General features: G+C 65.1%; 10 protein-coding genes and 1 pseudogene. 6 read left to right on the forward strand and 5 right to left on the reverse strand.

Annotated features, from left to right (window positions below; all coding sequences use genetic code 11):
* Window positions 1–46: 46 nt before the first annotated feature.
* Window positions 47–727, forward strand: a complete 681-nt coding sequence (locus tag ACWDU4_RS11885) for a response regulator transcription factor (RefSeq protein WP_450114103.1) — start codon at window positions 47–49, stop codon at window positions 725–727.
* Here the strand turns inward: ACWDU4_RS11885 and ACWDU4_RS11890 are convergent.
* Window positions 724–2,121, reverse strand: a complete 1,398-nt coding sequence (locus ACWDU4_RS11890; RefSeq protein WP_450114104.1) for an ATP-binding protein — start codon at window positions 2,119–2,121, stop codon at window positions 724–726. The two genes, ACWDU4_RS11885 and ACWDU4_RS11890, sit on opposite strands and share 4 nt — an antisense overlap.
* Window positions 2,122–2,385: 264 nt before the next feature.
* Here ACWDU4_RS11890 and ACWDU4_RS11895 point away from each other — a divergent pair, with 264 nt between their 5' ends.
* Entirely contained in the window at window positions 2,386–2,760 is a 375-nt protein-coding gene (locus ACWDU4_RS11895) for a DUF3703 domain-containing protein (RefSeq protein ID WP_450114105.1), read from the forward strand.
* A 76-nt stretch (window positions 2,761–2,836) separates the two neighbouring features.
* On the opposite strand, the gene ACWDU4_RS11900 is transcribed toward ACWDU4_RS11895, so the two are convergent.
* Complete coding sequence (locus tag ACWDU4_RS11900) at window positions 2,837–4,180, reverse strand: lipase family protein (RefSeq protein ID WP_450114106.1); 1,344 nt, start codon at window positions 4,178–4,180, stop codon at window positions 2,837–2,839.
* Window positions 4,180–5,439, reverse strand: a complete 1,260-nt coding sequence (locus ACWDU4_RS11905; RefSeq protein ID WP_450114107.1) for a hypothetical protein — start codon at window positions 5,437–5,439, stop codon at window positions 4,180–4,182. Before ACWDU4_RS11905 ends, ACWDU4_RS11900 begins: the two co-directional genes overlap by 1 nt.
* Before the next feature lie 151 nt (window positions 5,440–5,590).
* Here ACWDU4_RS11905 and ACWDU4_RS11910 point away from each other — a divergent pair, with 151 nt between their 5' ends.
* On the forward strand, window positions 5,591–5,824 hold the full coding sequence (locus ACWDU4_RS11910; protein ID WP_450114108.1) for a MazG nucleotide pyrophosphohydrolase domain-containing protein: 234 nt from the start codon (window positions 5,591–5,593) through the stop codon (window positions 5,822–5,824).
* Window positions 5,746–6,198 (forward strand): hypothetical protein, encoded by a 453-nt coding sequence (locus tag ACWDU4_RS11915; protein WP_450114163.1) that lies wholly within the window; start codon window positions 5,746–5,748, stop codon window positions 6,196–6,198. Before ACWDU4_RS11910 ends, ACWDU4_RS11915 begins: the two co-directional genes overlap by 79 nt.
* A gap of 1 nt (window position 6,199) precedes the next feature.
* Here ACWDU4_RS11915 and ACWDU4_RS11920 read toward each other — a convergent pair.
* A pseudogene (locus ACWDU4_RS11920) lies at window positions 6,200–7,249 on the reverse strand (acyltransferase family protein); the annotation flags it as partial.
* Between the two features lie 351 nt (window positions 7,250–7,600).
* Between ACWDU4_RS11920 and ACWDU4_RS11925 the strand changes: the two are divergent.
* Both ACWDU4_RS11925 and ACWDU4_RS11930 read left to right on the forward strand, forming a co-directional pair.
* Window positions 7,601–8,917 (forward strand): glycosyltransferase 87 family protein, encoded by a 1,317-nt coding sequence (locus tag ACWDU4_RS11925; RefSeq protein WP_450114109.1) that lies wholly within the window; start codon window positions 7,601–7,603, stop codon window positions 8,915–8,917.
* A gap of 138 nt (window positions 8,918–9,055) precedes the next feature.
* A complete protein-coding gene (locus ACWDU4_RS11930; RefSeq protein WP_450114110.1) occupies window positions 9,056–9,871 on the forward strand; it encodes a 2OG-Fe(II) oxygenase in 816 nt (271 codons plus the stop codon).
* A gap of 10 nt (window positions 9,872–9,881) precedes the next feature.
* Here the strand turns inward: ACWDU4_RS11930 and ACWDU4_RS11935 are convergent, their stop codons facing one another.
* Complete coding sequence (locus ACWDU4_RS11935) at window positions 9,882–10,811, reverse strand: glycosyltransferase family 2 protein (RefSeq protein ID WP_450114111.1); 930 nt, start codon at window positions 10,809–10,811, stop codon at window positions 9,882–9,884.
* Window positions 10,812–10,845 lie beyond the last annotated feature (34 nt).

A 10,845-nucleotide genomic window follows, 5' to 3' on the forward strand; every position in this document is an offset into this window, starting at 1 on the left:
GAGGTGACCTCACTACGGCCGGGCGTGACGGGGGATAGTGAAGGCCGTGCGAATACTCGTGGTGGAGGATGACCGCAACGTCGCGGAGACGGTGCGCCGCATGCTCGTGGCCGAGAGTTGGGTCGTCGACGTGGTCCACGACGGTCGCGAGGGCCTGGAGAAGGCGAGCACAGAGCATTTCGACGTCGTGGTCCTCGACATCATGATGCCCGGCCTCAACGGGTACGAGGTGGTGCGGCAGATGCGGCACGAAGGTGTGTGGACGCCCGTGCTGATGCTGACCGCAAAGGACGGCGAGTACGACCAGGCCGATGCGTTCGATTTCGGTGCCGACGACTACCTGACGAAACCCTTCTCGTTCGTCGTGCTGATCGCGCGGCTGCGGGCGCTGGTGCGCCGTGGTGCACCGGTGCGACCGGCGGTGCTGACCGCAGGATCTCTCACCGTCGACCCGGCGGCTCATGTCGCCAGGCGAGGTGATGTCGAACTGACCTTGACACCAAGGGAATTCGGAATGCTCGAGTACCTGATGCGGCACAAGGGTGAAGTTGTGACGAAGGCCGGGATCCTCGAGTCCGTGTGGGACGTCAACTATCGCGGTGACGAGAACGTCGTGGAGGTCTACGTCAGCTACCTCCGAAAGCGGATCGACGCGCCGTTCGGGTGCAAGGCGATCGAGACGGTCCGCGGTGTCGGGTATCGGCTTGCCGCCGACGGCGGCGGCTAGCCATCCGGCAACGGCAGGGTGAATCCGACGGTGGCACCGTCTCGTCCGTCGGCGACGACCACCTGTCCGTGGTGTGCATGCACGATCTCGCTGACGATCGCCAGACCGAGCCCCGAACCGCCGCTACCCCGTTCGCGGGCGGTGTCGAGGCGGACGAACCGTTGCAGGACACGTTCCTTGTCGGCGTCGGCGATGCCGGGCCCGTTGTCGGAGACGGTCACGCACACGTGGCCGCGATCGGCGTCGACGGTGATGGCGAAGTCGAGGCGGTCACGGGTGTGGCGGGCAGCGTTGTCCGCGATGTTTCGCAGGGCGCGGGCCAGTTTCTCCCCGTCGCCTCGCACTCGGGCCGCCACGATGCGCGCCGTGATCGTGTGGCGACCGAGTGCCTCGAGGCGGGCGACCTCCGCGCTGACCACCTCGTCGAGGTCCACATCGGCGACTCGCAGCGGGACGCCCTTTTCGTCGGCGCGTGCCAGGAACAACAGATCCGAGACCATGCCCTGGAGGCGGAGGGCTTCGGGCAGCATGACCGTCTCGACGGTCTCGGGATCGATGGGCAGCTGCTTCGTTCGGGACAGATCGAGCAGGCCGACCAGCGTGGTGAGCGGGCTGTTCAGCTCGTGTGACGCATCGTTCACGAACCGCATCTGCTGGGTCCGGGCGGTGTCGATGCGGTCGAGCATCGCGTTCATGGTGCTGGCCAGCGTTGCGATCTCGTCGCCGGTGTCCGGTACGGGGACACGCTGATCGAGGTTTCCGCCCGAGATGTCGTCCACCCGTTTGCGGATGTCGTCGACCGGTTTCAGGGTGCGCGCGACGAACCAGTAGGTCAGCAGCGCCGTCCCGAGCACGATGAGCGGGATCACGACTGCGCCCAGCTTGGCGACGAGGTGGACGAGCGAGTCGAGGCGTCCTTCGGATGCGCCCACCTCGACCGTGACCGGACCGTCGTCGGGGGTGGTCACGCCGACCAGCGCGGCTCGGAATCCCGGACCGTCGGGCGTCGTCCTGAGGCCGCCGACCCGCGTCTCCTCGCCAGGCGCCAGACCGGGGCTGAGCGGTCCGGTCGGGTAGCGCACGTCGCTGAAGACGACCCGCCCGGAACCGTCGACGACCTGGATGATGTCGACATACCGGCTTGCGGTCAGCAGCGACGCGTCGAGAGCGCCGAGTCCCTCGGACTCGGCGACCGCCGCGATCTGCCTGGCTCTCGCAGTGGTGGCCACGTCGGCGGAGTGCCGTGACGAGTTGTGGATGGCGACGAGCACCACCGCGGCGGCGGCGGTCAGCGTGACCGCAACCAACAGGGTGGCCAGCAGCGTCAGGCGGATGCGGACCGGTTTCGCCCGCCGCCGGGCCCGGCTCGCCCACGCCGGGATTCGGGGTAGCACGGCTCCGACAGTAGCCGTGCCGCCCGGACCGTCTGTAGCGCTACTCAGCGTCCCCTAAGTATTCCTGGGTCAGGATGAATTCGCGCACAGCGCACCACACCTGCCGCCACCCGCTTGTGACGGGCTGACCAGCATCGTTCGCGACGATCGTCGCGGCGAGGCCGAAGGGACAACATTCATGGCTACTCGTACCGGACGCCGCCTGGCCGCCGTAGGCACGCAGAGCCTGCTCGGCGGCGTCCTGAGCCAGTTCAGCAGCTAAGGGTGGTCGACACCGAGCCGAAGGAACTGTCGATGACGATGCCCGCGCGTGTTCGCGCCGCGTACTCCGCCGAGATGTACGACGCCCGCACTGCGTACGACGAAGCACAGAAGTGGACGCACCTCGAGCAGGCTCACATCCTGTCTCAGCACCACGCGTGGCTGCACACCCGCAACCATCTCGCGATGCTCGCCCTTGCTCTGCGGCAACGGGATTGGCGTGAGGCCGCCGGGCAGCTCCTGCGGATTGTCGTGGCCGCGCCCGCCGCCGCCCTGCGGCGATATCCCTCCGGCAACACCGGACGTACGGCCGTGGGACTCACGACGCACGTTCCGATCCCGGAGGACATGGCTCGGTTCCTCTCCGAGGCCGCCTAGACCGTCGGCGACCGCCTGGAACCCCATGAGTGGCTCCCGGCGGTCGCCGACGAAGGGCAGACCCGATCGGAGCGGGTCAGCCCTCCCGCACGGTCTTCGTCAGCCAGTCGATCGTCTGCATGCCGAACAGGTCGGTTCCCCAGCCGTACATGTTCCCGACGAAACGCTCCGTGCTGCAATCGGTGCCCGCATAGGTGACATCGGTGCCGCCGGCCCGGTACCGGTCGGTGAGATCTCGCGAATCCTGCGCCGGTACCAGCGACATCGGGGAGTCATCGGCGCGGCACGAGGTGATCAGCACCTTCGACCGGGGCGCGGCACCGCGGCCGAGTTCGTTGTCGGCGTAGACGTGCTGAAAGTCCGGGATGTCGGCGGGGGAGGCGCCGCCGATGAACAGTGCATTCAGCGGTGCGAACGGCAACGTGAAGTAGGCGGGGGTCTGGCACTGTGTGCGGTACCAGTCCGCGACTTCCTTGCCGAGTGGGGTCAGCTTCTCGTCGATACGCATCTCCGGGTAACGGGGTTCGAGGCCGAGCAACGTGGCGAAGGCGAATCCCGCGCCGACCGACCCGTCCGCCATCCGGATGAAGTTCCGCTGGTCGACCACCATCCCCTCGAGCACCGTCGCGCGGATTTCGAGCTCCGGCGCATAGGTGTCGTGGTACTCGGCGGCGAAGGCCGCCCCGACGCCGCCACCGGCGATGCCGAACAGTCCGATCGGTGCCTTCGGGTTCAGCCCGGCCTCGTCGAGGGTGAGCGCCGCGCGGATCGCGTCCAGTTGTGCCTTGCCTCCGAAGCGGCCCGCGAACACGCCGTGCGGGTTCGGATCCGCGTCGTTGCCGACGTCACTGATCACCACGGCCTGGCCCCGGTTGAACATCTGTGCCAGCGGGCCGAGCGCGGACCACGACGATCCGTCGAGCGGGTTGGCGCCCGTCCACTGCGAGCTCGGATGGCACTTCGCGCCGATGCTGTCGTTGGCCTGCTGGTAGGAGATCACCTGACGTTCGGAGTTCGGGGTGCCGTCCACCGGAATCATCACGATGCCGGTGCTGATGGTGGGGCTGCCATCGAGATCCGACGTGACGTACATGATCTTCCATGCATCGAGGTTCGCCGGTCGATAGGCGGCGAACTGGACGTCGACCTTCTTCTCCTTGAGCAGGGTGCCGGGACGTTCGGAGCCCGTCAGCGCCGGCTCGGCGTAGAACGGGTCGTCGGCGGCCAGACCCGCGTCGAACTCGGCGCGGGTTGCGAATCGTCCCTGTTCGAGCGCCTCCAGCGAGAAGCCGGTGACGACCTCGCCGATGGCGGGCGTGGACACCGGCGGCGCGGCCGGGTCCGCGGACGCCGGTCCGGCGAAGGCGAGTGCGGCCACCGCCGCCAGCGCAGCGGTGGGGACCAGGGGAGCGATCCGCATCAGGACACCTCGACCTTCGTGTTGCGCAGGGCGGAGTCGAAGAACTGCGGCAACGTCAGCAGGGGACGCTTCGACTCGAACTGGGTCTCGTAGGGTACCTGCAGTTGCGCCTCGAGCACCGGCCAGTTGTTTTCGACCTGGAACTTGTAGCGCGGCAACAGCTCCGCGTTGATGTAGTCCCAACGATCCTCGAAGACCGACCAGTTCCACGAGGGCAGCGGTGTCGTCACCGTAGTGGCACGACCGTCGGGCAGCGTGACGCTCACCTGGATCGGGCGGACGGACCGCGGCGGCGTCACTCCCGCGACCGACGGCGAGGCGGCAACGGTCGACAGGTAGGTGATCGCCTCGCCGACATCGCCCTTGTAGCTGCGCACAGCGTCCCACTGATCCTTGATGATGACGCCCTGTTCGCGGCGCAGCAGCGTCCCGTTGCCCCGGGCGACACGCTCGGCATCGTTCGACGCGATGTCGTACCAGGCGTCGAGGATGTCGTCGCCGAACAGGCCGGCGCGGTGCATCTCCTCGAGCGCCGGCAGGCCGCCGGTCACGTATGCGCGGTGCATCGGCATCAGGTCGGAGAAGATGTTCTTCTGCATCACCAGGATCATGCCCAGGATGTAGCGCAGGTCCTCGGCAGTGATCGTCTCGCCCGCCGAGGCGAGGGCACGCAGCCCCTCTGGGAGCTGGGCCACGGCCTGCGGGCCCGCGGCGTCGGCGACGGTGGTGACGACGGCCCGCGACAGCCGGCTCAGCCCGGGCAGGTCGTAGGCGTCGGTGAGGAGGTCGAAGTCGGCGAGACCGCCACCGAAGTCGGCACCGACCTGGCCGCCCATCCCGGCCCACTGCAGCTCGCGGTGGTCGAGTTGCAGGTCCTCGTAGTAGCGGTACGAGCGGATCAGGTTGTCCCGGTTGGCCTTCACTCCGGCCCGCGGATCCCACGACGCGAGGTCGATACCGGCAGTGCGGGTGACGTCGGTGAGCCAGTACTGGTGCAGCAGGGCCGCATAGCTGGTTGGCGCGACCCCCGCGGCGCGGGCCTGGTCGAGGAACCCGCGCAGCACATCGGGGTCATTGGGCAGAGCGGGATTTGCGCCGCCCGGTGAGACCGAGGCGTCTCGGTTGACCAGCGGCAGGTCGAGGTAGTTGTCGGGGTTGTCGGCCTGCGCCGCGGGTGCGACCAGCGCGACGGTCGTGGTGACCGCGGCGGCGAGCGCGGTGGCCGTGATGGAGCGGCCGGCGCGAATGACGAGCTTCATTGGTCCCCCCGGACATTGTTCCTACTTTCCAGTAAGTATCCGAGGTGGTAGCTGAAGCGTTACTCCCAGACGATGGAGCGGGGACGTGGTGGGGACACCCGGGTAGCGCCGAGGTCGGCTCGGGGACGGTCTCGTCGAGGCCGCCGAGGTAATGGACCGGCTGTGGTCGTACAGCGGCTGGGAGGTCACCCAGACCCACGACTCGCTGCGCCGGTACCTGCTCGAGGAGACCTACGAGCTGCTCGACGCGATTGAGGAGGGCGATCCGGTCGACTCCGTGAGGAGCTGGATGATCTGGTGCTGCAGGTGCTGTTCCATTCGCGGATTGCGCAGGCGTCGGCCACTGACCTTTTCGCAGTCGAGGGCGTCGCACGCACTGTGGTGACCACACTGTCACGGCCCAGTCCCATCTGGCCAACGGTCACATCGGCCGATCGATGTTGCCGAGCAGGAGCGGGTTTGGGAGGTCGTGAAGGCGGCGGAGAAGGCGCCCAGCTGTCGGGACTGGATCGCGATGGCGCAGCCGGCTCTTGCGTTGGCGGAGAAGGTGATCGAGCAGGCCACCAGGGCGAGGCTGCTTGCCGAGCTCGACCCGTTGCGGATACCCTCACGTTTGGCCGATGGTCCACGTCCAGGGTCTTCGAATGCGCGGCATCGTCACAGGAGCAGGCTGGGGGTTGCCCCGGGTCCGCGTCTTTTCCCCGAACAGCAGCGTGTGAAGAACGCGCGTCCTCCGCACGGCTAGTTGCAATGCGATAGGTGCGGCGATACCGGCCACCAGTCCCACGACGAACAGCTCAGGCCGTGCGTGCAGACCGAGATGCTCGAGGGCAATGCGTGAGGCCGCCGTCGCGAAGACGTGGAAAAGGTAGATGCCGAACGAGAATCCACCGATCCACACCAGCACCCGGGCATTCGCCAGGTGGCGGGCTGAGTAGATCAAGACGACTGCGATTGCCCCGACGGCGATCGTGAGCGCCCGGTCGGAGTGCGCGTCGATGCGGTACACCCTGAAGACAACGAGCAGGCGCACGGAATACACGGCGGCGAACGCTGCGACCGCGAGCAGGGCTTGGTTGCCACGTAGATCGAACAATGCGTGCCGACGCAACCCGTAACCGAGCAGGAAGAATGGAAGCAGTCGCACAGCTCCGCTGATGGTGAAGACATCGGCAGTCGGAGGGATGTGAACGACTACGAAGGCGACAGACGCGGCGATTGTCATGACGGCCCACGATGGTCGCGAGGCGAGTGCGCCACAGCTGTCGAGAAGTCCGACGATCAGGAAGATGAGAAAGATCGACTGGAGGAACCACAGGTGCTCGAATCCGAAAACGTATGTGTGCCATAGTGCAACACCACTCGGCTTCGAATTTGTGTCCGGCACCGTCTCCAGCGCGACGTAGAGCAACGTGCCGACAGTGATCAGCGGGATCAACAGGCGCCGCGACTTTCCCGCGACGAGTCCCGGCAAATTTCGCCAATGCTCGACCGGGCGCATGGCGTACACGTACCCGGAGATCACGGTGAACAGTGGCAAGCGGATGTCGGCGAGAGCGAGATAGGCGTACCGCCATGGCGTATCGTCCGCTGCGAGAAGTCCTTGGCTGGCCGTCGCACCGATCACATGCCCCGCCACGACGAGGAGCACCGCGACGCCCCGCAGCGCTTGGATCGCCGGTTCTCGTCGGCGCGCCAGCGATGAGGTGAAATCTGTATGAGGTGGGACTGTGTGGGGCATAACCCCTCCGGCCGTGCGCATGTCGAACACGCGAGTCGGCGTCCCTCGGTTGCGCTCGAATAGGTGCATCGAAGCAGCCGCGGCCGCCCAGTATGGCGCTGACCACAGATGCTATCACCCTCACGAGCATCAGCCGATACTCGCTGACGGTGCCCGAGATCCATTCCGATGGCAGGTCATCAGGGCCCCCGGGGGCAAGCTTCCCGATTCCGGGCGGATCTGTGCCTGTGACGGACTGGGCAAGCAGCTGTATCCTTGGAACGCTGGAAGGCAACTTGTCGATTCCCAACGTTGACGAGTGTGCGCCCGGCCCGAGCCTGCAGTTGACTGCCTGGGGCGGGGCAACGAAACCTGTTGCGTCCGCAACGGCATGGCGATCGGATGGCGCCCGGCCCCGTGGACGGTCACGCGGAGGTTGAAATGTCACATCCAACCTTGCCGGCGAGGGTCCTGCCATCGGCGGTGATTGTTCCTGGCGCAATTCTCTTCGTGGTAGCACTGGCAGCGTTCTTGTTTCTCAAACGGGCTGTCGGATTCGATTCTTACGACCTCGCTGTGTATCTGATGGGGGGAGGGAATTTCGAGCACGGACTTCCTGTCTACGACGTTCAACTACATGGCACGGGGGCCTACTTCATTTACCCGCCAGTCACGCTGGTGGTGTTCGGTCCCCTGTCTGCCCTCCCGTTCGGCGCGGTCGAGGTACTTCTCTTCGCGCTGGGTATTGCCGCCTTGTGGGCCGTAGTCTGGATGACGTTTCGAATGCTCGATTTCCGGCCGAACGCAGGACTTGCCGGGGCGTCGCTCGGGGTCACTGGTTGCGCCTTGTGGCTCCAACCCGTGAACGGCACCCTCGATGTGGGGAACATCAACATTCTGCTGATGTTCCTGGTGGTGGCCGACTTTGCGATCGGAGGGCGGTTTCCGCGGTTCGCTGGGATTCTCATTGGCGTTGCCGCGGCGATAAAGATCACACCCGCGATATTCATTCTGTATCTTCTGCTGACGCGACGATTTCGCGCTGCGCTCAATGCGGTTGTTACGTTTTTGATTCTGATGGGGCTCGGCTTCCTCGTTGCTCCGGCGGAATCAGTGAAGTACTGGTTCGATGGAATGCTCGCAGATACCGCTCATTTATTGGGTCCCGTTCCGGTCGGTGACGTCTCCAATCAGTCGATCAACGGGACCGTGATCAGATTCTTCGACGACAGCGGAGGGGCGGTCTGGCTCGTTCTTGCTCTGGCGATCGGCATCGGTGGCCTCGCTGTCGCGGTTCGAGCGGATCGGTGCGGTGATCCCGTGGCGGGAATGCTCGCATGCGCGATCACCGGTCTACTGATCTCGCCCGTCAGTTGGCACGAGCATTGGATCTGGATGGTTCCGGTGGGAGTCTGGCTCGGCGCCACTGCCATACGGCTCAGCCCCACGAGACCGGTACTTGCAGGGGCTCTGCTGGCACCGCTGGTCGTATTTCTGACATGGCCGCAGGAATCTGCGCCGGGAGCAATTCGTCCGACGTCCATACTGGGGCCCGCCGGCTCCTTGTGGGATGACGGCAGTCGCAATCCGCTTGTGGCGCTCGCCGGTACCGCGTACGTTTCGGTCGGCTTGTTCCTCCTGGCTGTCGGAGCCTGGATCCTGTTCCGGCCCTGGATCCTGTTCCGGCCGTGGAGCGGAAAGACCACTGTGAAACCTGCCCGCCCGCGATCGCCGTCGGTTAGTGTCCCGGACCGATGATCACATTTCGATCCTCGAGGATTTCATGAAGCGGCCCTTCGAGATTGGTCCCTCGTCGAGGTGCCGGTTCTCTGGCGCGACGGTTAGGGGCTACGACAGACGATTCTTCAGGCAGTTTCATCGAACTGAGGACGAGACATGGGTTCATCGAGTGGAGTGATCCGCGCGATCGATCGTGACCTCCTGCATCAGCAGGCGCTCGCTGCGACTCCGTTTCCGCACGTCGTGATCGATGATTTTCTCACCACCGACTTTGCTTACGAGGTCTTGCGCTCATGGCCGAGTTACGCAGAGGCCGAGAAGGCTGGGAAGCGGTTCCGTTCGATCAACGAGAAGAACAAGGTCCAGGTGACGGACAGTGAGAAGTTTCCGCCGGCCTTGAAGGTGCTGAACGATGCACTCGCCACGCCCGAGTTCCTGTCGGCGGTATCGTCGATCTTCACCATTCCGCATCTGCTCGCGGACAGCGAGTTGGTGGGGGGCGGCCTGCATCAAACCGGACGGCGGGGCCGTCTCGACGTTCACATCGACTTCAACTACATCGAGGCCCGAAAACTACACCGTAGATTGAACATTCTCGTCTACTTCAACGAGGGTTGGTCGTCGAAGTGGGGAGGTCAACTCGAACTGTGGAACCGCGACGTATCTGAACGGATCCATTCGTTCGATCCGATATTCAATCGCTGCGTGGTTTTCGAGACCAGCGAGATCAGCTTTCACGGGGTCGCTGCGGTGACGTGCCCCACCGATGCCGTTCGTCGCTCCTTCGCGGGCTACTACTACACCCTGGAACCACCGGCCAATTGGGACGGCGAATCGCATTCCACCGTGTTCAAGCCTCGGCCCGAAGAGAATGTCAAACAGAGGTTGATGGCGCTGAAGAGCGCGTCGGGTATGGCAAAGCAGACGGTGAAGAAACTTCTCCACGGGCCGAATGTCCATCGAGCCGACTGAGCTCAACTGATCACCCGTGTGGGCTTTGGTGCGTCCCCCGAGCTGTCAACAGGGGTGGCACCAGGTCCCGCGCCACGCGAACGACTTTGCGGCCGCGGCGAGCCGCCGAGATCCGCTGACGGCGTGTGTACATTTGCGCCACCGCAAGCCTGGCTGTGCGGCGCTGTTGTTCGGTGAGGTCGCACTGCGTCAGCCATTGCAGCATCTCCCTGCACTGCAACAGTGTTGCGAAATGCGCCTGCCACGGTGGCACGTCCAGTCTGCGGGCCAGCACTGACATGTTCTCGTACTTCCAGATTCGCCTCGTGAGCACCTCGGGCACGTGACCCCAGGGTCCAGCGAGCGCGAGTTTGGTGGCGTACACCTCGTCCTCTCGCAGCATGTTGCGACGTCCGATGTGCAGGACGGACTCGCGCCGGAGCGTGCCGTAGAGGGGGTCGATCTGTAGGTTTTCGTCGGTGAGGAGACGAAGATACTCGGCGAACCGTGCGACCGGATCGCTGGAACCGAGGGCCGCCCCGTTGTAAGCGGCAATCCTCGGGACGCCGTCCTCACCGCGGTACTCGATCTCGTTGGTCACCAGGACCAGTCGGTCGTCGGCCGTAAAGATGTCGAGAGCTCGCGATATGCAGTGCGGATGTAGCCAATCGTCGTCGCTCACCCAGCGGAAATAGGTGCCTGTGGCCAGCCTGAGGGTGTTGGTGAAGTTGTTGAGGATTCCCACATTGACCGGGTTGCGACGATAGACGACGCGGCTGTCGTGTGCGGCCAGACTCCGGCACAGGTCCTCGGTGCCGTCGGACGATGCGTTGTCAGAGATCACCAGCTCGAGGTTCGCGTGGTCCTGAGCAAGTACCGATTCGACCACGTCGCTCATCCGCCCGGCACCGTCTCGTACCGGTAGCCCGACCGAGACGAGGATGTCGCCCTTGCGCACCATCAGCGCTCCTCGTAGTCGTCGGACGCGGGTCGCC

Source organism: Rhodococcus sp. NPDC003348, from assembly GCF_053589375.1.